The organism is Candidatus Stoquefichus sp. SB1, assembly GCF_001244545.1.
Lineage (GTDB): Bacteria > Bacillota_I > Bacilli_A > Erysipelotrichales > Coprobacillaceae > Stoquefichus.
Genome location: NZ_LN852695.1, coordinates 233,668 through 257,735, shown reverse-complemented (window position 1 = coordinate 257,735; position 24,068 = coordinate 233,668). Strand labels below are relative to the sequence as shown.

21 protein-coding genes are annotated in these 24,068 nt (G+C 45.1%); 14 read left to right on the top strand and 7 right to left on the bottom strand.

Annotation, left to right across the window (positions count from 1 at the left end):
- The 7 genes from BN1865_RS09310 (at nt 1) to BN1865_RS18015 (ending at nt 10,391) form a co-directional block, all read left to right on the top strand.
- The gene (locus BN1865_RS09310; RefSeq protein ID WP_050636987.1) at nt 1–270 is read left to right on the top strand and encodes a DUF4315 family protein; all 270 of its coding nucleotides are present in this window, start codon (nt 1–3) and stop codon (nt 268–270) included.
- Nucleotides 260–988, top strand: coding sequence for a DUF4366 domain-containing protein (locus BN1865_RS09305; protein ID WP_050636986.1), 729 nt, complete (start codon nt 260–262; stop codon nt 986–988). Before BN1865_RS09310 ends, BN1865_RS09305 begins: the two co-directional genes overlap by 11 nt.
- A gap of 194 nt (nt 989–1,182) precedes the next feature.
- Nucleotides 1,183–3,276, top strand: coding sequence for a DNA topoisomerase 3 (locus BN1865_RS09300; protein WP_050636985.1), 2,094 nt, complete (start codon nt 1,183–1,185; stop codon nt 3,274–3,276).
- Between the two features lie 215 nt (nt 3,277–3,491).
- Nucleotides 3,492–8,855: a YodL domain-containing protein gene (locus BN1865_RS18405; protein ID WP_082189951.1), complete on the top strand. Its 5,364-nt coding sequence runs from the start codon at nt 3,492–3,494 to the stop codon at nt 8,853–8,855.
- A gap of 2 nt (nt 8,856–8,857) precedes the next feature.
- Complete coding sequence (locus BN1865_RS09285) at nt 8,858–9,811, top strand: hypothetical protein (RefSeq protein WP_050636984.1); 954 nt, start codon at nt 8,858–8,860, stop codon at nt 9,809–9,811.
- A 2-nt stretch (nt 9,812–9,813) separates the two neighbouring features.
- Nucleotides 9,814–10,029: a transposon-transfer assisting family protein gene (locus BN1865_RS09280; protein ID WP_082189950.1), complete on the top strand. Its 216-nt coding sequence runs from the start codon at nt 9,814–9,816 to the stop codon at nt 10,027–10,029.
- Nucleotides 10,026–10,391 carry a cysteine-rich VLP domain-containing protein gene (locus tag BN1865_RS18015; protein ID WP_082189949.1) on the top strand — a complete coding sequence of 122 codons (366 nt, stop codon included), beginning with the start codon at nt 10,026–10,028 and terminating at the stop codon, nt 10,389–10,391. The genes BN1865_RS09280 and BN1865_RS18015 overlap by 4 nt, the downstream gene beginning before the upstream one ends.
- Before the next feature lie 182 nt (nt 10,392–10,573).
- On the opposite strand, the gene BN1865_RS09275 is transcribed toward BN1865_RS18015, so the two are convergent.
- The 3 genes from BN1865_RS09275 to BN1865_RS09265 all read right to left on the bottom strand — a co-directional run bounded on the left by BN1865_RS09275 (nt 10,574) and on the right by BN1865_RS09265 (nt 12,838).
- On the bottom strand, nt 10,574–11,926 hold the full coding sequence (locus tag BN1865_RS09275) for a relaxase/mobilization nuclease domain-containing protein (RefSeq protein WP_050636982.1): 1,353 nt from the start codon (nt 11,924–11,926) through the stop codon (nt 10,574–10,576).
- Entirely contained in the window at nt 11,887–12,216 is a 330-nt protein-coding gene (locus tag BN1865_RS09270) for a plasmid mobilization protein (protein WP_002569185.1), read from the bottom strand. The genes BN1865_RS09275 and BN1865_RS09270 overlap by 40 nt, the downstream gene beginning before the upstream one ends.
- 268 nt (nt 12,217–12,484) lie before the next feature.
- The gene (locus BN1865_RS09265) at nt 12,485–12,838 is read right to left on the bottom strand and encodes a helix-turn-helix transcriptional regulator (RefSeq protein ID WP_009447119.1); all 354 of its coding nucleotides are present in this window, start codon (nt 12,836–12,838) and stop codon (nt 12,485–12,487) included.
- 383 nt (nt 12,839–13,221) lie between these two features.
- Here BN1865_RS09265 and BN1865_RS09260 point away from each other — a divergent pair, with 383 nt between their 5' ends.
- The 6 genes from BN1865_RS09260 to BN1865_RS09235 all read left to right on the top strand — a co-directional run bounded on the left by BN1865_RS09260 (nt 13,222) and on the right by BN1865_RS09235 (nt 17,572).
- Nucleotides 13,222–13,401 (top strand): cysteine-rich KTR domain-containing protein, encoded by a 180-nt coding sequence (locus BN1865_RS09260; RefSeq protein WP_002588768.1) that lies wholly within the window; start codon nt 13,222–13,224, stop codon nt 13,399–13,401.
- A gap of 23 nt (nt 13,402–13,424) precedes the next feature.
- Entirely contained in the window at nt 13,425–14,414 is a 990-nt protein-coding gene (gene rlmN / locus BN1865_RS09255; protein WP_002569187.1) for a 23S rRNA (adenine(2503)-C(2))-methyltransferase RlmN, read from the top strand.
- 536 nt (nt 14,415–14,950) lie between these two features.
- Complete coding sequence (locus tag BN1865_RS09250; RefSeq protein ID WP_050636981.1) at nt 14,951–15,391, top strand: sigma-70 family RNA polymerase sigma factor; 441 nt, start codon at nt 14,951–14,953, stop codon at nt 15,389–15,391.
- On the top strand, nt 15,372–15,632 hold the full coding sequence (locus BN1865_RS09245; RefSeq protein ID WP_016289899.1) for a helix-turn-helix domain-containing protein: 261 nt from the start codon (nt 15,372–15,374) through the stop codon (nt 15,630–15,632). Before BN1865_RS09250 ends, BN1865_RS09245 begins: the two co-directional genes overlap by 20 nt.
- A 450-nt stretch (nt 15,633–16,082) precedes the next feature.
- Nucleotides 16,083–16,286, top strand: a complete 204-nt coding sequence (locus BN1865_RS09240) for an excisionase (protein WP_016284327.1) — start codon at nt 16,083–16,085, stop codon at nt 16,284–16,286.
- Between the two features lie 89 nt (nt 16,287–16,375).
- Nucleotides 16,376–17,572: a tyrosine-type recombinase/integrase gene (locus BN1865_RS09235; protein WP_050636980.1), complete on the top strand. Its 1,197-nt coding sequence runs from the start codon at nt 16,376–16,378 to the stop codon at nt 17,570–17,572.
- 182 nt (nt 17,573–17,754) lie between these two features.
- Here BN1865_RS09235 and BN1865_RS09230 read toward each other — a convergent pair whose 3' ends face one another.
- The 3 genes from BN1865_RS09230 to BN1865_RS09220 form a co-directional block, all read right to left on the bottom strand.
- Nucleotides 17,755–19,101, bottom strand: a complete 1,347-nt coding sequence (locus tag BN1865_RS09230) for a dicarboxylate/amino acid:cation symporter (protein WP_050636979.1) — start codon at nt 19,099–19,101, stop codon at nt 17,755–17,757.
- Between the two features lie 105 nt (nt 19,102–19,206).
- The gene (locus BN1865_RS09225; protein WP_050636978.1) at nt 19,207–20,055 is read right to left on the bottom strand and encodes a hypothetical protein; all 849 of its coding nucleotides are present in this window, start codon (nt 20,053–20,055) and stop codon (nt 19,207–19,209) included.
- 274 nt (nt 20,056–20,329) lie between these two features.
- Complete coding sequence (locus BN1865_RS09220) at nt 20,330–20,944, bottom strand: DUF4230 domain-containing protein (RefSeq protein WP_050636977.1); 615 nt, start codon at nt 20,942–20,944, stop codon at nt 20,330–20,332.
- 95 nt (nt 20,945–21,039) lie between these two features.
- Here BN1865_RS09220 and BN1865_RS09215 point away from each other — a divergent pair, with 95 nt between their 5' ends.
- Nucleotides 21,040–21,597 carry a hypothetical protein gene (locus tag BN1865_RS09215; RefSeq protein WP_050636976.1) on the top strand — a complete coding sequence of 186 codons (558 nt, stop codon included), beginning with the start codon at nt 21,040–21,042 and terminating at the stop codon, nt 21,595–21,597.
- Nucleotides 21,598–21,610: 13 nt separating this feature from the next.
- Here the strand turns inward: BN1865_RS09215 and gyrA are convergent, their stop codons facing one another.
- Entirely contained in the window at nt 21,611–24,067 is a 2,457-nt protein-coding gene (gene gyrA, locus BN1865_RS09210) for a DNA gyrase subunit A (RefSeq protein ID WP_050636975.1), read from the bottom strand.
- Between the last annotated feature and the right edge of the window lies 1 nt (nt 24,068).

Genomic DNA, 24,068 nt, shown 5'->3' with positions numbered 1-24,068 from the left:
ATGGCAGCAAACAAGATTGACCGTATCAACCGGGAGATTGAAAAGACCCGCGAGAAGATCACCGAGTATCAGAACAAACTGAAAGGGCTGGAAGCACAGAAAACCGAAGCGGAGAATTTGCAGATCGTCCAGCTTGTGCGCTCCATGCGGCTTTCCCCCGCAGAGCTTACTTCCATGCTGTCCGGGGGCGCAATCCCCGGCATGACCCCCGCGCCCGTTTTAAGCGGCGCAGACATCGACGATAAGGAGGAAAACGAAGATGAAGAATAAGAATAAGAATAAGAAGATTTTTAATGCCCTGCTGACCTTATGCGCCGCCCTTGTCCTTATGGGCGGCTTTTCCGTTACCGCTTACGCGCAGACCCCGGAGGGACAGGACGACGCGACCGACGACAGCGGCGTTGTCTACGAGGAACCCGAAAAGGAAGAACCCCTCACCCCGGACGGGAACGCTACCCTTGTGGACGATTTTGGCGGCAACAAGCAGCTTATCACCGTGACGACCAAAAACGGCAATTACTTTTATATCCTCATTGACCGGGACGACAAGGGCGAGAACACCGTGCATTTCCTCAATCAAGTGGACGAAGCCGACCTTATGGCACTCATGGAGGACGGGAACACCGCCACGGAGCCGCCCACAGTCTGCAACTGTACGGAGAAATGCGAAGCCGGGAAAGTAAATGTAAGCTGCCCCGTCTGCAAGGACAACATGACCGCTTGCAGCGGCAAGGAAGCGGAGCCGGAAACGGAGGAACCCGCAGAGCAGCCGGAAAAGAAAAACAACACGGGCGGGCTTTTGGTATTCCTCATTGTGGCACTTCTTGGCGGCGGGGGCGCAGCCTACTACTTTAAGGTTATGAAGCCGAAGCAGGACGTAAAAGGCGGCACAGACCTTGACGATTTCGATTTTGACGATTACGACGAGGACGAGCCGGAACCCGACGAAACCGGGGACGGCGGGGGAACGGAGGACGAGGAAGCATGACCCTGTTCACCGACAACCCCTTAGAAAGAATGATGATACAGAAACCGGGTGACGGGCGGCGTGGAAAATCGCCGCCCGCTTCCATTCCCCCGCGCTGCAAGGGCTGTCCCTACAACCGGGAGCCGCCCTGCGTGGGGTACTGTATCAAGAAGCTGACAGAGAAAAACATGGGAAAATGAAAGGAGGATTTTTAAGTGCAGTTAGTGATTGCAGAAAAGCCCAGCGTCGCGGCAAGTATCGCCGCCGCGCTTGGGGTAAAAGAGAAAAAAGACGGATATATCGAGGGCGGGGGCTACCTCATTTCTTGGTGTGTCGGTCATTTGGTGGAGCTTGCGGAAGCTGCCGCCTACGGGGAGCAGTATAAAAAGTGGAGCTATGAGAGCTTACCCATTCTGCCGGAGGAATGGCAGTACAACGTCGCCGCCGACAAGGGGAAGCAGTTTTCAATCTTAAAGGAGCTTATGCACCGCGCCGACGTTTCCGAGGTAGTCAATGCTTGCGACGCTGGGCGCGAGGGCGAGCTGATCTTCCGCTTTGTCTATGAAGTGACGGGCTGCAACAAGCCCATGCGCCGCTTGTGGATTTCCTCAATGGAGGATAAGGCGATCAAGGCGGGCTTTGCCGACCTCAAAGACGGGCGGGACTATGACGCGCTCTATGCTTCCGCATTATGCCGCGCAAAAGCCGACTGGATCATTGGTATCAATGCGACGCGCCTTTTCTCCTGCCTGTATGACAAGACCTTGAACGTGGGGCGGGTGCAGACCCCCACACTGAAAATGCTGGTTGACCGGGGCGAAGCGATCTCCCATTTCAAGAAAGAAAAATACTACCATGTGCGCCTTGACCTGTCCGGCGCGGAAGCCGCCAGCGAAAGGATTTCGGATAAATCGAGAGCCGACGCACTGAAAGCAGCTTGTGAAGCAGGAACGGCGGTTTGTGTTTCCCTCACAAAAGAGAAAAAGACCGCCGCCCCGCCGAAACTCTTTGACCTCACTTCCTTACAGCGGGAAGCCAATAAAATCTATGGCTACACGGCGAAGCAGACCCTTGACCTTGCGCAGACCTTGTATGAAAAGCGGCTGCTTACCTACCCCCGGACAGACAGCGCATTTCTGACCGACGACATGGGGGACACGGCGGCAAAGACCGTTGCCATGTTATCCGGCAAGCTCCCCTTTATGGAGGGCGCAGAGTTTACCCCGGAGGTTTCCCGGACACTTGACAGCAGCAAAGTATCAGATCACCACGCCATTATCCCTACTATGGAGCTTGCAAAGACCGACCTTGCCGCGCTGCCGGAAAGTGAAAGGAATATCCTCACCCTTGCCGGGGCGCGTCTTATTTTCGCTGCCGCCGAGCCGCATATCTTTGAAGCGGTCACGGCGGTTTTCTCATGCGCAGATACAGAATTTACGGCGCGGGGAAAGACGGTGCTTGCGGGCGGCTGGAAAGACCTTGAACGCCGCTACCGGGCAACGCTGAAAGGCAAGCCCGACCCGGAGGACGCAGACAGTGACGGGGAAAACACCCTGCCGGAGCTTTCCGAGGGACAGAGCTTTGAAAGTCCCACGGCAAAGGTGACGGAGCATTTCACAACGCCGCCAAAGCCCCACAACGAAGCAACCCTTTTGTCGGCAATGGAACGCGCCGGGAACGAGGACACCGACCCGGACGCAGAACGCCGGGGGCTTGGCACTCCCGCCACCCGCGCCGCCGTTATTGAAAAGCTGGTGAAGTCTGGCTTTGCAGAGCGCAAGGGAAAGCAGCTTATCCCCACACAGAACGGAGCCGCCCTTGTGTCGGTGCTGCCGGATATGCTCACTTCCCCGCAGCTTACCGCCGAATGGGAAAACAATCTGACGCAGATCGCAAAGGGAGCCGCCGACGCCGGGGACTTCATGCAGCGCATTGAAGCTATGGCGCGGGAGCTGGTAAAGGAGAACGCCACCGCCGACAAGGACAAGGTAGCTTTCACGGGCGGGGAAGAAAAGCCCTCTATCGGGAAATGCCCCCGGTGCGGTTCTCCCGTCCATGAGGGCAGGAAGAATTTCTACTGTTCTAACCGGGATTGTGCTTTTACCATGTGGAAAAATGACCGTTTCTTTGAAGAAAGGAAAGTCACCTTTACCCCGAAGATTGCCGCCGCCCTCTTAAAATCCGGCAAGATAAATGTCAAGGGCTTGTATTCCCCGAAAACAGGCAAAACCTACGACGGAACCGTTGTTTTAGCCGATACGGGCGGGAAGTACGTCAACTACAAGATAGAGATACCGAAGAAAAAATAAGTTTCGTAGCAAGCATAGGAAAAGAGTACCCTTTTCCGTAAATCCCCTTTCGACGCTGACGCGCCGGACGGGGATTTTGCTTGTTGGGAAGTGTCCCAAACCCTCTTGAAAAAATTAAAATCTTGGCAGAAAGCGCGGGTGCTGCAAGGCAGACCGGGCAACAATAAAAAAAGCAGCTTCCGCAATGCTGCCATAAAAGAAAGGAGCAAATGCAAATGAGCGAAACATTTTCAATCTTAATCGACAGCCGCAGCCGCTTTGAAACCGGGCAACCGGGCGGCGAATGGCTATCCATGCCGACCACCACGGAGCAGCTTCACGCCGCCATGAAAAGCGTCGGCATTACAGCGGAGAACCCGCAGGATTTTTTCATTAACGGATTTTCCAACACCGAGCAATACCCCTTTGACGTGCCGCTTTCCGTGATACAGGAAAGCACCATTGACGAGCTGAATTATCTTGGAAAGCTCTTAGAAATGCAGGGCGACGAGGACAGGAACAAATTCACGGCGGCGGTAACGCTGGGGGAACACGCCGGGAGCGTGAAAGACCTTATCAACCTTGCACAAAATCTTGACTGCTACTGGATTTATCCCACCGTCCGAACCGAAGCCGACTATGGCTATTACCTTATTGACGAGCTGGACGAATTGGAGCTGCCCGAAGAAGCAAAGAAATATTTCAAGTACGAGGAATACGGGCGGGACGCGGTACTGAAAGACCGGGGACAGTTTACCGATCAAGGCTATATCTACAACAACGGCAACACCTTTTCACAGTGGTACAATGGGCGGGAAAATGACATACCGAAAGAATACAAGGTAATGAGCTTCCCGGAGCCGGAACACCCCACCCCGGATAAACTGGAAAAGGACGAAGCCGCGCCGGAGCAGGAGGAACCCCAGCCGGGGACACAGCAGGAACCGCCGCCCCAGCCGCGCCCGGTCAACCCGATTATCCTCACCGCCGACAAGCCCGCTGAAAAGATCAAGGAGATCACAGACCGCTTAGAGCAGGGTATCACGGATTTATTTGACAGTGAACGCTACAAGGAATATCTGCAAGTCATGTCAAAGTTCCATAATTACAGCTTCAACAATACGCTGCTGATTGCCATGCAGAAGCCCGACGCTTCCCTTATCGCTGGATTTAACGCATGGAAAAATAACTTTGGACGGAACGTAATGCGCGGGGAAAAAGGTATCCGTATCCTTGCCCCGTCGCCGTACAAAATCCGGCAGGAGGTAGAGAAAAAAGACCCGCAGACGGGAAAGACGGTGACAGACAGCAACGGGAAGCCCGTCATGGAAACAAAAGAAATCCAAATCCCCGCCTATAAAGTCGTCGCCGTTTTTGACGTATCGCAGACCGAGGGGCGGGAGCTTCCCGCCATTGGCGCAAACGAGCTGACCGGGGACGTGGAACAGTACGAGGATTTTTTCGCCGCGCTGGAAAAGACCTCTCCCGTGCCTATGGGCTTTGAGAAGATCGAGGGGACAGCCCACGGCTACTACCACTTGGAGGAAAAGCGCATTGCCATTGACGAGGGCATGAGCGAGCTTCAGAACCTAAAGACCGCTATCCATGAGATCGCCCACGCGAAGTTGCACGACATTGACCTTAACGCCCCGCAGGAGGAACAGGGGGACAGACCCGACCGCCGCACCCGTGAAGTTCAGGCGGAAAGTATCGCCTATACCGTATGCCAGCACTACGGGCTTGACACTTCCGACTATTCCTTTGGGTACGTCGCCGGGTGGAGCAGCGGGCGGGAGCTTGCGGAGCTGAAAACGTCCCTTGAAACAATCCGTGCCACCGCCGCCGAGATCATCAACAGCATTGACGGGCATTTTGCAGAGCTGCAAAAAGAACGGGAAGCTGCGAAAGCACAGGAAGCAGAAAAAGAGCCGACACCCGACCTTGCGGCAGAGCCGACCGTTACAATCGAATGGAGCGAAAGCCCCCAGCTACGGGAGGGCGAAACAATCCCCCTATCCCGCGCCAATACCCTTATCGCAGGGCTGGACGAAGCGAATCTTGCAAGCCCCGGTTACGATAAAGTGGCGTTCCGCATTGATTATGTGATGAACGGTATAGCCGACCACTACGAGGGGCGGCAGGACTTGGGCGACGGGGACGGTTCCCTTGTGGAGCATATCGAGCAGCACCACACCTATTATCTGAACGATAAAGAATGGGAAAACTACCTTTTGCACAACGAGGGCAAGGAAGCACTGGAAGCCGACAAGGAACACCGGGCAATGCTGCTGAATGAATTTATCCCCTATCTCAAACTGCACTGTAATTTATCCGAAATGGAGCGTATCTCTACGGAAGCCCTGCAAGCCGGGGAGAGCCTTACCTCTACGGAAACCGCCTACCATACCGCCATGCAAGCCTATGTTGCCGAGTGCAGGGGGCTTGTCAATCAAGGCGAATACAACTTGCCGCCTGTTCCCCAGCTTAGAGATTTTGACGTGGAGCTTGCCGCCTACAAGGAACACGTCAAGGAGGAAATCGCACAGGAAGCAGCCGCCGCAGGAATGACCGTGGAGGAATACGCTGCCAACGGGTACGAACCTTACGCCGCCCCGGAGCCGGAAGCAGCACAGACCACAGAGCCGCAGGAGCCGAAAAGCCCTGTTTCTGAAAAAACAGACACGCCGGAACAGGCAGGACAGACCGCCGACAAACCCCTTACAGATTTACAGAAAAAAGCGGTTGAGATCGCCAAACAGTACGAAAATCTCCCCTTGCAGGATAAGATCGGGATTGTCGCACAGGCTTTCGGCAGTACGTCGGGCAAAATAGAAACTTCCCCCTGTACCGGGAAATGGCGCGGTACAAGCGACATATCTATCAAGTTTGACAATGGCGCGTCCCTGTTTATCGGCAACCACAGGACACCGCAAGCGAAAACCGTAAAAGTGCAGACTGAATGTGTCAATGCCGCGCTGGTACGGTACAACCCGGAGATCATAGCCGCAACAAAGGAAGCCGCCATTTCCGCACTTAGGAAGCGGGAAACAAAAGACAATGAGATTGCCGGACAGAAAGGCTTGAAGCCCTACACCCTGCTCAATGTGGAATTTAACGACGGTACGGACGAGAAAAGCGGCGGTCACATGGGCTGGTATTATGTGACGCTTGCCGTTGACGGTAAAATCTGTTCCCACATAGAAACGGGGCTGAATTATGCCATATCAGACGGAAAAGTGAGCGAGAACCCCACAAGGGAAGATTATTTTACAGCGGGGGCATTGAAAGAAACTGATGTTGATTATGTTTTTAACAACGTAGGCTTTTCCTCAACCTCTGACCTGTATTCGCTGTCAATTAGCAAAGAAGTCCGGGAGCGTGCGGAAAAGACGCTTGCACAGCGGAAAGAAGTGCAGACGGAGAAAGCCGCCGACCCGCAGAGCCATACAGCAGAACAGCCGGAGCAGACGGAAACAAAGGTTACATACTACCCGATCAATGAGAACGCAGCCCGCCGCGCAAAGGAAGCAATCAGTTTTTCCGATTACAAGCCCGGAAGCGCAACGGCAGAATACCGCCACTATGTAGACGAAGCCGCCGAGCTTGCTGCAAGGCAGAAAAAGCGCGTTGACCCCTCTTTCCATGAAAGGATTGACGGGCTGCTTGACGCTTACGCCCGGAAGCTGGCGGCGAACATGAATAAGGGCTATGAGATCACCGCCCGCGTCCCGTCCATTATGATTGCCGGGGGAAGCAACTTCCCTGTCCGCAAAAAGGAGAAGCAGAACGCCGCCGCAGATAAGAACATGGAGGAATACCGGGAGATACAGGGTTTGCTTGACAAAATCCGCAGTACCGGCATGGGCGGTATCAGTGCCGACGACCCGAACGCCGTTTCTAAGCTGGAAAGCAAACTTGCAAAGCTGGAAGCCTTGCAGGAAACCATGAAAGCGGTCAACGCTTACTACCGCAAGCATAAGACCCTTGACGGCTGCCCCCATTTATCCCCGGAGCAGATTGAAAAAATGAAAGCGTCCATGTCCGGGAGCTGGCGGGGGAACCCGAAACCCTTTGAAAGCTATGAATTATCCAACAACAACGCGGAAATCCACAGGCTGAAAGACCGCATTACCGCCCTTACCCGCAGGAAAGAGCTTGGATATGTGGGCTGGGAGTTTGACGGGGGACGTGTGGAAGCCAATACAGCGGATAACCGCTTGCAGATTTTCTTTGATGAAAAGCCGGACAAGGAAATCCGGGAGGAATTAAAAGGGAACGGCTTCCGTTATGCGCCCAGCGCGGAAGCATGGCAGCGGCAGCTAAACGACAATGCGATCTACGCCGCCGACCGTATCAAGTGCATACAGCCCCTTAACGGGGAAAGCCCCACCGAGTTACAGAAACGGGCAAGGCGGGAAGCCGCCGCACAGAAAGAAGCCGTCCCGGAGCAGCCGCAGGAGGAAACACAGGGCGCGGAGCCGGGGAACGCCGTCACGCCGGAAACCTTTTACAAGGTGCGGCAGAACCCGTACAGTGACAGCCCGGAAAACAGCTACATTTTGCAGGAGTATGTCGCGCAGGATAACGGCATGGCAAAGCTGGGGGATATTCTCTACACGGGAACCCCGGAAAAGTGCCGGGAGCTTTTGGGGAAGCTGGAAACCGGGGAACTGACACAGGGCGACGTAAAAGAGCTTTATGCAAAGGCACAGGAAGCACAGCCCGCCGCCGAGCCGGGACAGGGAACGCCGGAGCCGACCGCCACCGGGAAAGAGCCGGACAAAGACACCTTTTCCATTTACCAGTTAAAGGACGGGGACGGTATGCGGGACTATCATTTTGAGCCTTACGACCGTCTGCAGGCGGCTGGGCTTTCCGTGGAAGCGGCAAATTATAATCTGATCTACACCGCCGAGCTTACGCCGAGGACTTCCCTTGAAGATATTTATACCCGTTTCAATATCGACCACCCCAAAGATTTTAAGGGACACAGCCTTTCCGTATCGGATATAGTGGTGCTTCATCACAACGGGGAGGACACCGCGCATTACGTTGACAGTTTCGGCTATAAGGAAGTGCCGGAGTTTTTACAGGAGCAGACACCGCAGCTTACCCCCGACACCCGCATGACCGGGGAGCAGATCAGAACGCCACGGGGGAGCTTTTCTGTAACCGATATGACCGCCGAACAAATGAGGGAAGCCGGGTATGGACTTCACCATACGTCGGAGGACGGAAAATATCTCATTATGGGGAACGGGACACAGGCGTTTGCAGTTGCCGCCGAGCAGCCGGAAAAGGCAGACACCCTAAAGCACGTCGAGGACGCTATCGAGCAGAACGACAACCATTTTGACGGTATCATCAACAATACCCCTACCGCTGACGAGCTGGAAGCAAAGGCAAGAAACGGCGAACAGATCTCCCTTGCCGAGTATGCCGCCGCGCTGAAAGCGGAAAAGGAACAGGGAAAGGAAACGAAACCGGGGAAAAAGACCGAAAAGAAGCCCTCTATTCGGGCGCAGCTCAAAGCCGACAAGGAACGGGCAGCGCAGAGGAAACAGGCAAGAAGCAAGTCGCAGGACTTGGAAAGGAGCTGATTATGGGGAAATTGAATAAATTTGAGAATGTGGACGTGTTCGCTTCCCTTGAAGCCATTATGAAGCAGAACACGGGATTTTATCAGAGTGATTTTGACATTGACAAAAAGATCATTGCGGAAAAGGCGGCAAGCCAAAACCCCGCTGACAAAACGCTCTTGTGGCTTTCCCGCCCGTCCGGGACATACTGCTTTCGGGAGCGTGACGTTTTCATCAGCGACACCGCCCCGCATAATACATGGCGTTTCTACAAGGAGCAGACCCGCGACCCTATCCTTGCTTACGCCGTGGAGCTGACCGGGGTACAGGACGGGAAGATCACGGGCAATCTCTATGAGCTGGACTATGAAAAACACTATGAGCGCGTCAAAGACAATACTGTTGACGCTGGGACGGTGACGCTTGTTTATGAGCATGGGACGAGGGAGCAGCCAGCCGAGCAACATTTTAATGGCTATCCCGACCCCCAGCTTGGGAAGTTTGAATATTTTGAAGTACAGCCGAAAGACCCGGAAGCCCTGCAATCCCTGTTACGGGAAGAAAAGCACAGCCGGGATAAGCTGACACCGGGGGACTTAAAGGAACATATCGCCGCATTGCATGAGGGTATGATCGAGCATGAAGCGCGGCGCATTGTGGCAGACATGAAAAAGCTGTCTGCCCCCAACAGCCCGGATAAATCTCATTTCATGGTGGAGCTGTCCCCGTCCTTTGAACGGCTTGCGTCCACAAAGGACACGGAACGCCTTTTCTCCATGCTGCCCTATAAGACCCTTGCTTTCTCACAGATCAAGAACAGCTACGGTACATACGCACTGATCGGTAAGGACGAGAACCGGGACAAGGAGGTAAGGAAGCCCCGCCCCTCTGTCCGGGCGCAGCTTGCACAGGATAAAAAGAGAACCGTCTCGAAAAAGGCGGCGGCAAAAAAGAAAGATCACGGATTGGAGGTATGAGCATGAACAAATATAACAATTTCACGGTTGAGGAAACCAACCTTTTGAGTATCTACATGACAGGCAGCAAGGAGGGGCTTGTAGTGGCTATGAACGCCGCGCTGCCCTTTATGGAGGGGGAAATGCGGGACTTTGCCGCCCGTACCCTTGCCAAAGTGGGGCGCATGACCGAAGCGGAGTTTGCGGGGCTTGCCCTTTACCCCGCCGACGAGGTATGAGCGACATTAAGCGGCTTACGCCGCCCCAAAGCCGGAAAGTCAATACCCTTGTGCGCCGGACGTGCTGTAACTGCGATAATGGGAACTGTATCTTGCTTGACGACGGGGACGAGTGCGTATGCCCGCAGCTCATTTCCTATTCCCTGCTCTGTAAATGGTTCCGCATTGCGGTACTGCCCGCAGATAAGGAGCTGTACGCCGAGCTTTGCCATACGGAGGATATGAGGCGGTGTAGCGTGTGCGGTGCGCCCTTTGTTTCTAGCTCTAACCGGGCTGTCTACTGCCCGGACTGCCGGAAGCGTATCACCCGCAGACAGACCGCCGAGCGTATGAGGAAAATGCGGGCGAATGTGACGCGATAGGGGCAAAATAAGCCTTGATTTATGCGGCTTTCCGGGCGGGGAAATAAGACGGCAAGGGATTTATACCTTTACCCCCGGAAATGCGGTTCTATTGCGTAACAATCCAATCTCTGCACCCATGAGAAAACCGGGGCGCGGTGGCTATCTGACAGCTACCGCGTCCCGGCTATTTTTTTGTGTCCTTATCCGCGCTCTGTCTGCCTTTCCCGCTCCGGCTGCTTCTCTGTCTGTAAAATACTGTCTATGTTCCGTTTGATAACATCATATTCCTGCACCTGTTTTTTCAGCTTGCCATAATCGGCATAAAGGCTTTCTTTCTGTCCTTGCAGCTTTTCATATTCCGCTTGGAGGACGGGGACGCTGGGGAGCTTGCCGCCGATCTGCGCCGCCTTTAGTGCCTTTGCCGCCGCTTCATGGAGGATAATACCCCGTTCATGCTCTGCCCGGTACTTCTCTTTGTTCCGGGCTTTGCGGTAGGCTTCATAGAGGGGCTTTGTCTTTTGGTAGGTAGTGACATTCTTAATGAGCAATGCCATATCTGATAGACGCTTTTCCACTTCCTTTAGGCTGTCCCCTGCCTGTTCGCTTGCCGTGGTGATTTCCTCTATCCGGGTGAGCAGATCGGCGTACTGCTCAATCTTATTTTCCGTAAGGAAATTCATAGTCTTTGCCGCCTGTTTCAGATTGTGGATTTTCGCCCACTGTTCATAGCCTCGGCTTTGTTGTGCTTTGATACTGTGCTCAATATCAATGAGAAGATTAACGCCCTTGCGCTCTGCCTTTGGAGCTTTGGCGGCACGGGTACGCTTGCCCGCTATCCGTTCTTTTATGGCTTCCTCCGTATAGTCCGTGCCGAGGGTTTTCAGACGGGTAAACCGTTCCTGCCCCGGTGCGCGGCATGAGATATATTTTCCGGGCTTGATCTCATATCCTGCCGCCTGTAACCGCTGCAATAGTTCCTCAAAGCTGGAAACTTGGGGAATGAGCGCGTCCACGGCGATCTTTAGCTTGCCTTTCCAGCTTGTCCCCGTTTTCTCCGCTTGATATTCTGCATAGCTCTTTCCCTTGCTGCCCTTGCCGGGGACGACCACGGAAAGCCCATTGTCCCGGCACAGCTTGTCGCTCATGTTCCGTATACCGTAATAGCTCCTTTTGTTGGAATTGTATTTGTGGTGGTCTACGAAGTTCACCGCGCAGAAAATAATGTGGTTATGGATATGCCCCTTGTCAATGTGCGTCGTCACAACATACTCATGTTGCCCCTTTGTTACCGCGTCGGCAAGCTGCTTTCCGATTTCATGGGCTTTCTGATAATCCACTTCCCCCGGCTCAAAGGACTGTATCAGATGAAAGGCTAAATTGTTCCCCTTTTGGAGTGCTTGGGACAATGTATATTCAAACTCAATATCTGCCGTTTCATAGGAGCAGCCGAAAGAGGACACAAGCATTTTTCCGTCCGTCTTGTCCGGGTTTTCGATATAGTCAAGGGCTTTGCTTAGAGTGCTTTTAATAGGCTTAATCTTTGTAACCGCCATATCTCCGCAAGCACCCCCTTTATTTCCTCTATGTCCTCTTGGTATGCGTTCCCCGTCGCGTTTACGCGGCGTGCTATCTGGTTGACGTTGACACCGATTTTTTGTATCTCTGCGGTCATAGCCTTTATGTCGGCGTGGTCTATCTGAATGATATATCCGTCAATGGCAATCTTCCGCAGATACGCCGCCATGTTCCGGGTGGGTACGAGCTTCATTTTTTCCAGTATTAAATCCCGTTCCGCTTCCGTCACTCTGAATTTGATTTGTACCGTCCTTTTGCGTCCGTCCATGTATTCGCTCCTTTCCTTTCCGTTCCGAGGGTTTGGGACACTTCCCAACAAGCAATTTTCAACCGACGCGCCGCAGCGCGGGAGGGGGAAAATACGGAAGTGGGTACCCGCTTCCTATGCTTGCTACGAATGTTTTTATCCTTTAGGCTCTTATCCCCTACTACGGAGAAAAAGCGATTTTGCCAAACTTCCGCAAAAGAAAAACGCTGCAATCTCAAAAAAGATTACAACGCTCTCTAAATCCTGTTCAGTTTTAAGCCGGACATTCCTATTCGCCCTCTTTTTCGACTTCGGAAATCTCTTTTGCCGTTGCGGTCACAATCCGTATGCCTGTATCGCTCATACCGTCAAGGAGCGCGTCAAGCTGCCGCCGCTTTGTGTCCTTTGCAGCGGGCGTGTCTAACAGGAATTGGTCTACGGATATATGGTAACGCTGTATCAGCTCAAAGAATATCTGTAAACTTGGGTGCTGCCCCTTGTTCTCAATGTTCGCAAGGTAGCGCGGCGAGATAAACATTTCGTCGCCTACTTTCTTGCGGCTTTCCTTGCGTCCTTCACGCGCTGCCTTTATCGCTGCCCCAAAAGCCTTGAAGTCGTATTTTGGTACTGGTCTTTTTGCCATAGTTATTCACCCTCTTACATTTTACTGTTCCCCTTTCTTCTTGGATATGTCTACATAGTTCTATCAGTTAGCCAAAATAATTCATATATATATATGTTGACAACAAGCTGCTTTTGTATATAATATTATATAAAAGGGGGGAATGTTTATGTTACATAGCATGCGTATTCGATAAGCATTGAAATCAAAAAAGATTTTTCCCATTTTCAATATGGGCTTTTTTGTCATGCTTATTTTGCGTATGCTATACAACAAAACTAACGACGTATAGACATAGTATAAAAACTATGCCTTAATTTTGTTGTAGTATTATATGTATAAATGCAGGTCAATGCTCATGTTGAGAATTGACCTGCATTTTTTTGTGCAAAAGGAGAAATATTATGCTTGAAAAATATTGGATAAAATGTCCAATTTGTAACGGAAAGACGAGGGTTCAAGTATTTTATAATACGGTATTAAGAAATTTTCCTCTTTTCTGCCCTAAATGTAAATTAACGCATATCGTTGATGTTGAAAAACTAGAAATCATAATCAAAAACTCTGAAAAACAAACTTTTTAATTTTGAAAAGGAAGGATATTTAAATGAAACACTTACCTAAAAGTACACCTACGGAAATATTGAATGACCCATACGGATTTACTTACAAAGAAATGTCGGAAGTAATTGGAGAGGATAAAGCAAGAGCCTTATATACGGAATTGTATAAACAGCCATTTCACAAAGAAAATCTATCAATATCAACAAAAAAAGTCTATAAAAGTAGCGATACTGAAAAGTATGTTTATGAATTGAAAGATAACAGGTATATTGAAACGGTTTTTATTAAACGGCGAGATGGTGGGACTGTTTGCGTAAGTACGCAAGTTGGTTGTTCTGTTGGCTGTATTTTTTGTGAGTCCGGACGCAATGGTTTTGTTCGTAATCTAACACCGTCTGAAATTGTGCAGCAGGTTGTATTGATACGTCAAAAAGTAAATCGTATCGTTTTTATGGGAATGGGAGAACCTTTATTCAATTACGACAACTTGATTGCAGCAATCCATATTCTTCGAGATAGAAATGGACTTAACTTTCCAACCGACGGCATTACCGTATCAACAGTTGGTCCAGTTAATCAATTAAAAAAATTGCGCGAAGAACATCTAAAAATTCAGTTGACAATATCTTTACATGCAGCAACACAGGCTGCGAGAAACTGTATCATTCCTCATATGCACATGTACGCTATTGAAGATGTTGTTAAGCAAGCATTGTCCTATTCTCAAAGGCATAATCGAAAAGTGGTATTTGCGTATTTGCTTTTACCAGGTATAAATGACCGTTCCTCAGATATAAGGCAACTTGCAAAATGGTTTAAGGGCAAAAATGTTATGATTAACGTGCTGCAATACAACCCGACGAGTAATTCAAAAATTAGAGCACCACAAAAACAAGAAATGGTTGCGTTCAAACATCAATTAGAGCAAACAGGACTTGAAGTTACCATGAGAGTTTCTCATGGTAGAGAGATTAAAGCAGCTTGTGGACAGTTAGCTAATACATATAATAAAGCCAAAAAACAACAGAAATAATTTAATTAAAAGAGCCAGACGCACAGACGCAGAGCCGATAATATGCAGTTTGAAATACTGCTGTTATCGGCTCTTTTTTGATTTTAATTTGTGCCCCTAATAACCATATTGGAGCAAAATCAGAAATGTTGCTTGTCGTTCTTTGATTTCCGCAGCAGCTTTGAAAAATCAAAGCCGCCGTTTCTTTTTATCTTCTAATGAAATGACGCGGTATCACTGTTAAAAGCGGCGGCTAAAGGAGGTAGCCGCCATGAAGCACATACCCTATCGACAAAATCCGACGGTCATTGACATATCAAAAAAAGCCCGACCACCGCCGGGAACCTCTCTACCCTTGACTATGAACTGTCTAATCATCTAAATACTGCTTACAATACCTATACGCCTGTCCGGGCTTTTCGGACAGGCGTATTTTGCTGCTCAAAAAATTTTTTGAAAAAATTTCAAAAAATCTTCGGCGTTTTTCAAAAACGCCGTATTGCCCCGCGAAAAGGGGGAAGCACCACCAACTTTCCAACGAGAAAGGAGGTGAGAATGTGGAACCTAATAGCAGGGAGTTTTACAAACAATGTGCTTTTCAGAAGTTTTGTAATACGGTGCTGCACAATGAAGCGTGTGACGCTCACAGGGAGCTGCACAGGCATAAGGCAAGGGAAGTCACCTTTTCCGATTTGCCCTTAGACGAAGCGCGGCAGCTTCATACCTTTGATGAATATTTCAAACGGGAAACCGCCGAAACCGTCTTTGAGAAAGCCGGGAAGAAAATCACGCCGAAGCTGCTTCTTGAAGCAATCCGTACTTTGCCGGAAGAAAAGCGCAAAGCCGTACTCCTGTACTATTTCGAGGGAATGAACGACACCGAGATTGCGAAGTTGTTCAATACATCGAGAAGCACGATACAGTACAGGCGGACAAGCTCTTTTGAGAAATTAAGAAAATATCTGGAGGAAAATGCTGATGAATGGGACGAATGGTAACGAACCCGGCTACCCGGAAAATGCCCTTGTTCCCTATCCTGTCATTGTGGCAGCGACAAAGGGTGACCCGGACGCCATGAAGATTGTCTTGCAGCATTTTAGCGGCTACATAGCCCGCCTCTCCATGCGGAAGCTGTACGACGAGCGCGGGAACGTCTATTTCGGCGTAGACCACGACATTCGGGAACGGCTGCAAGCAAAACTGATGATGGCTGTCCTCACCTTTAGGACAGAGGAATAACCGCAACGGCGGCGGGACGCTTTCTCTCACCCCCTTTTCCGTTCCGCTGTTGACGCGGGTAGCACAGCCATTTTGAACCTTGAAAAAGAAAGCGGCGCAAGATAACGGCGGCGCAGCATAGGGCAAATCGGATACGTTCCTTTTGCGTCGAGCCATACGGCGGGTGCGCCATGACGCTATCCGGGCGAGGTTATCACCGCCCGGACAGCCGAGCGACCAACACCGCGCCGGAAAGCAAGTGTAGCGGTTTGCGGGCAACGACACGCAGAATATACAATGATACTTCCTTACAGCCACAGTCCGAGCGTTAAGAGCGTCGCAGGCAATGGGTAGGGCTGCATGAGAACCATGCCGGGGTGAAATTCCCATGAGGTTATGCTAATAACCGTCCGATCACAGCCCCTTTTCACTATTAACCTTTTACCCATTTTTGAAAGGGGGATTTATAGAATGAACAATGCTGATGTGCCTATTTGGGAAAAGTACACGCTTACGATTGAGGAAGCGTCAAAATATTTCCGCATTGGAGAGAACAAACTGCGGAAACTTGCGGAGGAAAACCCTACGGCGGGCTGGGTGATCTTGAACGGGAATCGTATTCAGATCAAGAGGAAACAGTTTGAAAAAATCATCGACACACTGGACGCAATTTAGCGAAAAAGATAGTGAAAAAGAGCCTTGAATGTGCTATAATAAATATAAGCATATCAAGGCTCTTTCCGACACGGAAAGGAGCAAAAACAATGTCGGAGAAAAGACGTGATAATAAAAACCGCATTTTGCGTTCGGGAGAGAGCCAGAGAAAAGACGGGAGATATGCTTATAAATATACCGATACTTTTGGTAAAGTGCAATTTGTCTATGCGTGGAAGTTAGTACCTACGGACAAGACCCCAGCCGGGAAGCGTGACGACATATCCCTTAGAGAAAAAGAAAAAGAGATACGGAAAGACCTTGACGACGGGATAGACACAATCGGAAAGAAAATGACCGTCTGCGAGCTTTACGCAAAGCAGAACCGCCACCGGGGGAACGTAAGGCATAACACCACAAAGGGGCGCGAACGGCTGATGAAGCTGCTGGAAGCGGATAAACTTGGTTCCTGCCCCATTGACAGTGTGAAACTGTCCGACGCGAAAGAATGGGCGTTGCGCATGAAAGAAAAGGGAATATCCTATAAGACCATAAGCAATGACAAGCGTTCTTTGAAAGCTGCTTTTTACACAGCGATACAGGACGACTGTATAAGGAAGAACCCCTTTGACTTCCAGCTAAACACCGTGATTGAGGACGACACAGAGCCGAAAGTACCTCTCACAGCGGAACAGGAAGAAAGCCTTTTATCCTTTATGCAAGGTGATAGCGTCTATCAGAAATACCGTGACGAGGTTATCATACTGCTGGGGACAGGGCTTAGGGTTTCCGAACTCTGCGGACTAACTGAAACCGACCTTGATTTTGAAAACAGGATAATCAATGTAGACCACCAGCTTTTACGGAGCGCGGAAACAGGCTACTACATAGAGAAGCCCAAAACAGAAAGCGGTATCAGACAAATTCCAATGAGTGAAAAAGTATATGAAGCGTTGGGGCGCGTGTTGGAGAACCGCAAGGGATCGAAGCCGATCACGATTGACGGTTACAGCAATTTCCTTTTCCTCAACCGGGACGGTTGCCCGAAAACGGCGACAAGCTATGATAATATGTTCCGGGGGCTTGCGAAGAAGTACAACAAGTGCCATGAGGAAGCCTTACCCAAAGTAATGACACCTCACACCCTGCGTCATACGTTCTGCACCAACTTAGCCAATGCGGGCATGAACCCGAAAGCGTTACAGTATATTATGGGACACTCCAATATCACCATGACACTGAATTATTACGCACACGCAACTTTCGCTTCCGCAAAGGCTGAAATGGAAAGGCTGATTGCAGCATAGCCGCAGAGCAATTTACTACTTTTTTACTACCATTGAGAGGGAAAACCTAAAAGGTTATGAGGGTATATAAGAACTTCTCCCCATATCTAAAATGCCGGGAAAGCCCGAAAATACGGGCTATACCGACATATAAGAACTTCTAAAGAGATAATCTAAATTCACCAATAATTTTATTGAAAAAGTTAATCTTGATTATATATATTTTCATCTAGCATTTTTTCTTTTTTAGCAACTATGATAGACGTTGATGAATCACCAACAACATTTAATGAAGTCACTAACATCTCAATTGGACGATTAATCGCAAGAATTAGTGAATAGGCAAGTAATGCTGCATCATTTGTATAACCCATTCCTGTTAGAATTGTAAATAAGATAACGGCTCCAGCACCTGGTGCAGCAGGTGTTCCAATAGAAGCAATTAAAGCCAATACAGCAATAACAGCCATTGATGTAAATGTCACATCATAACCAGAACTTGCTGCAACAAATATTGCTGCAATCACTTGCATGATAGCTGTACCATCCATATTAATCGTCATACCAAGCGGTAATGTAAATGATGCAATCTGCTCACTCACACCCATTTCTTCTACTGTTGTTTGTTTATTTAATGGAAGTGTAGCAGCACTAGATGATGTTGAAAAACCAAATAATGCAACTTTCGCAATTTTCTTCATAAAAGGTTTTGGATTCATTTTAGCCATAGTTAGCAAATATATTGGATAAGCAACCACTAAATAGATAATTAATGCAATAAGAACCGTCACAACATAGGCTAATGCTGGCATTAAATAATCTATACCATAAGCTGCAAAAGTTCTTGTTAATAAACAAAAGATAGCAATAGGTGCAAATTTATTAATAATGAAAGATAAACAAACAGAAATAATATCACTTAATTCAATCAATAACTTTTTGAGTGTCTTTGTTTTTTCCTTTAACTGATTCATAGCAAGTCCAATTGCAACTGCTAAGAAAACGATAGCCAAAACACCACCATTATTAGAAAATGCAGAAATAAGATTATTAGGGACAATAGATAAAATAATGCTTAAAGGATTCGTTCCTACTGTTCCTTGTTGAACTGTTATATTTGTAGCATCAACCGCATTAAATGCACCTGTACTATAAACAAAAGATCCAATTGCCCCTGCAAAGATAAGTGCACAAACTGTTGTAATAAAAAATGTTAATATTGTTTTTGATGATATTCTTCCTAATTTCTTTGTATCAGTAATAACACAGATTGCTAAGACAATTGAAACAAAAACCATTGGTACAATAATTAACTGTAAAGAATTAACAAAGAGTTGTCCAATAATATAGAAGATACCTATAGCCTGAGTTGCACCTTCAGCAGTAATGTCTTGAAAAAAGATATTATTTATCGTTGTCCATACACCACTTTGACCACTTGCTAATAAATTTTCTCTTAACATGATACATCCAAATCCTGCTAATAAACCACATACCAAGGCAATAACCATCTTAAATGCAAGTTTCTTCCCGTTTTTCATTGAATTCATAACTAACCTCCTAAAAAAATCCCCAAATTGCTAATATTATACTATATATCAAATGAATTTCAATAACATATTAAAAAAAGGACAAAATTAATTTGTCCAATTTTATTATGAAGTGAATTTTTCTATGTACTTAGATTGTTCATCTTTAGGGATATCTAAGAAATCTAGTGCTTCTTCTAATGTGTAACCATTCTTAGCTATAAGTTTGCGAATTGATTTTAGGATTCCTATTATCTCTCCTTCAGCCAATCCAGCTTGCTTTCCAATGGATTCGCCTTCACGTAAGCCCTCAAGTTTTCCTTTATTTTTGATTTCTTCCCATATCTCACACATCTTTCTTTTCCCTCCTTCATTTTCTTTGTAATATCTTACTCTCTTTCTTAGAAACTCATAATGAATATCTTTTGGATCAGTACAGAACATATCATGCATTAATCTCCCTAGTGCTGTATCCTCCTGAATGCTTGCATTCACATAGATAATCTCCCTTCCTTCTTTAAACCATTGAGTATTTTCAGAAATTATTGAACAAATATGATAGATTGGCAATCCATATCCCAATACATCTGTCTCTGTTATAAAGATAATGATGACATTGGGTAGCTTATCCCATTGTTCATTGGGAAATGATGTATTCGCATCTATCAGGCTTCCATGAAACCTCGCTCTTTTAGGATGTGCTCCTTTGGTATCTCTCTGCACTTCAATGTTGATATAGTCATCACCATCCCTGACAAGTACATCAATACTGATAGATCTACCCAGAATATTATTGATATCATACTGAGCATGACATTCAATGATATCAACTTTCCTATCAAGGATAATTTCAAGAAACTGTCTGACAACATCCTCATCCTTAAAGACAATCCTCATGAAGTCATCATCCATCAGTCTCAGTCTGGCAATAGAATCAAGATAATCAGTATTGCCTTCATGAACAAATAAAGTCATTTAATAAATCCCTCCTTATATTGATATAAGGAATCTAATAACAATATACCATAATAATTGCTTAAAGTAAATATTTATTCAAAAGATCCCTATACTTATATATACACAAAAAAAGTTCATTTTTCTTTTTTAAAGTAAAAAAACTAACTTTCATATTTTGAAAATTAGTTTTTTCTTATACTTATTTTAAATCAATTTTATTTTTTGAATAAAAATTAGATATGAATAAATATATTGAGAAAACACATAAGCATAGAGTTTGTTTTCAAAGACTTTACTGAAGCTCAGTTATTTCTATTTTATATTCATCTTTTAAATCTAAAGATTTTACAAATGTTTCTATTGTTGATTGAGCTTTTTCTTGAGCTTCTTTTAGTAATCCTTTTTCTTTAACATTTGATTCCATTTTATCCTTTTGATCAATTGCAAATTGATTATAATCAGTAATACTTATTTGATTAAAAATATTTTTTGTTTCATCAAAAACTTCAATACTCTTTTCATCTATTTCATGTGATAGTATTTTAGCTTGTGGAACCTTAACATGAATTGTCTTACCACTTATTTTAACTTCTACAACACTCATATCAATACCAGCTTTTATTTTTCCATCATATGAAATAATAAAACTTTTGGTTGTAAATGGAACTTTCCATCCATAAAAAGTTGCTTGATTTTCAAATTTTCCCATATTTGTATAATTATATTCTACAGTAGCAAGTTCACTAATACTTTGAATTTGTTGTGATAATAAATCACTTGTCATAACAGTTGGATCTTCACCACTTGGCCAAACTTTTCCAACGAAAAAGAAAACAACTGCAATCACGATAATAATGATGATATTTTTAAACGTTTGATTTATATGTATTTTCTTATCTTTTGCCATTTTTTTCACCTACTTTAAACTTATTGTATGAAAGATTGCTAAATTTGTCAATTTATGTTTTCTTTTATGATAAAATAAAATAAGAGGTGGGAAACATGAAAAAGAAAATAATCATTATATTAGGACTCGTTATATCTTTGATTTTAATATTAGCAGGTTATTATATAAAACAAAATTCTCCTCAAGAATATTATTTAAATACAGAACAAAGCTATAGTGATACTATAGCTCAGATTAACCATATTGAAAATAAAGAGGAAATAACAATTCATCAATCAATAACTGTAAGAAAATATATAGGTGTTCTTGCTCAATATAAAGATCAAATCTATTTTTATCTTTTTAAAAGTACATTAGGAAATTATTATGAAATTTTGTATACAAAAACAATGGGTGTAAAAGATAAAAATATATATTATAAAGTGATATCTAATCAAGATGATTATACTGTTTTTGCATTTGGTTATAATTTTGAAGATGAAATCATAGAATTTTATCCACTAGGTGCTTATGAAACAACAACCTATAATACTGAGTTTTATCCTTACTCATATGGTATTTCTGTTCTTGATGTTGGTGGTTCTGCTCCTGAAGAAATAAGAATTAACAATCAAAGTCATGAGTTCATAGGGCAAGCAAAAAGATGTGAATAAATCACATCTTTTCTTATTCTTCTACATCAGGTTCTTCTTCCTCGGCTTTTTCTACAACTTCAACACTAGAAACTGTTGCACCTTCAGAAACTTTAATTAATCTCACACCTTGTGTATTTCTACCAGCCATTTTGACTTGTTCCATTGGTAATCTAATAACAATACCTTCACTTGTAATAATTAATAAATCTTCATCACCATTTACAGCTCTTAATGCGACAAGTTGTCCTGTCTTTTCAGTTGTATTAATTGTTTTAACACCTTTACCACCACGATGAGATTCACGATAGTCACCAATTGGAGACATCTTACCATAACCATTCTCACTGATAGCCATAATAAATTGACCTTCTCCATTTGTTGTCATACCAACGACATGTCCACCATCAACATTGATACCTCTAACTCCAGAAGCAGTTCTTCCCATTGGTCGAACATCACTTTCTTTAAATCGAATTAATTTACCATTTGAAGCAGCAACTAATATTTCATCATGATCTGTTGTTAATTTCACAGCAACTAACTGATCTCCATCTCTTAAATTAATTGCAATCTTACCAGATTGACGAATATTTTTAAATTCATCAATTGGTGTTTTCTTCACTAATCCATTTAATGTTACAAAGAATAAATATAAATCTTTATCATCTTCTATATCATCCTTATGAATAGAAATCATAGATTTAACATATTCATCTTTTTCTAGATTTAATAAATTAACAACTGGTAATCCCTTTGCTGTTCTTCCAAACTCAGGAACATTATATCCTTTAATACGATAAACTTTACCAAAGTTAGTAAAGAATAATAAATCATCATGGGTACTCATATGAATTAATGAATCAACAATATCATCTTCATTTGTTCCCATACCTTTAATACCTCTACCGCCTCTATTTTGAGTCTTATAAGTATCAACAGGTGTACGTTTAACATAACCATTTGTTGTTAAAGAAATAATAACATCTTCAACTGGAATTAAATCTTCATCTTCTAAATCAAATGTTCCCTGAATAATTTCAGTTCTTCGTTTATCAGCAAATTTATCTTTAATTTGTAATAATTCTTCTTCAATAATAGATAAAATACGCTCTCTATTTTCAAGAATATCTTTTAAATCAGCAATAAGTGCTAATAATTCATTTAATTCATTTTCAATTTTTTCTCTTTCCAAACCAGCTAATCTTTGTAGTTGCATTTCACGAATAGCTTTTGCCTGTCTTTCAGACATATCAAATTCATCCATTAATCTTTGTTGAATAACTTCTGTTGTTCTAGATGTACGAATTAATTCAATAATAGCATCTATTTGATCTAATGCTCGTTTTAATCCATCTAATATATGAGCACGATCTTCAGCTTTCTTTAAATCAAAAGCAGTTCTTCTTTTAATAACTTCTTCTTGATGTTCTAGATAGTATGTAATCATTTGTTTTAAAGTTAATGTTTGTGGTTCATTATTTACTAAAGCAATTGAATTCACACCAAAAGTTGTTTGTAACGAAGTTAATTTAAATAATTGATTTAAAATAACTTCTGGTTGTATATCCTTACGTAACTCAATAACAATTCTAATTCCTTCTCGGTTAGATTCATCACGAATTTCAGTAATTCCCTCAATACGTTTTTCTTTAACATGTTCTGCCATTTTCTCAATTAAACGAGCTTTATTAACCATATAAGGAATTTCAGTAACAATAATAGCCTTTTTACCACCATGAATATCAATAATATCCGTTTTGGCACGCATAACAATTAAACCATTACCTGTTTCATAAGCTTTTTTAATAGCTGATTTTCCTAAAATATAAGCTCCTGTTGGAAAATCTGGTCCCTGGATATAATCTTCCATTAATTCCATGATAGTAATATCAGGATTATGTGAAACAGCTAAAATAGCATCAATAATTTCACCTAAATTATGAGGAGGAATATTCGTTGCCATCCCTACTGCAATACCTGTTGTTCCATTAACCAATAAGTTAGGATATCTCGCTGGTAAGACTTCTGGTTCTGTTTCTTCACCATCATAGTTAGGAACAAAATTAACTGTATCTTTATTAATATCTTTAACCAGTTCCATTGAAATTTTAGACATTCTGGCTTCAGTATAACGAGCTGCGGCAGCACCATCACCATCAATTGAACCAAAGTTACCATGTCCATCAACAATCATATAACGATATGAGAAATCCTGTGCCATACGAACCAATGCATCATAAATTGAAGAGTCTCCATGTGGATGATATTTCCCCATGACTTCTCCGACAATACGGGCTGATTTCTTATAAGGTTTATCACTATAACATCCTAACTCATTCATTCCATGTACAATACGACGTTGAACTGGTTTGAGTCCATCTCTGACATCAGGTAATGCTCTTTGGACAATAACTGACATTGCATAGTTAATGAATGATTGTTTCATTTCAGATGTTAAAGGTCTTTTTTTAATTCCACGTTCTTCCATT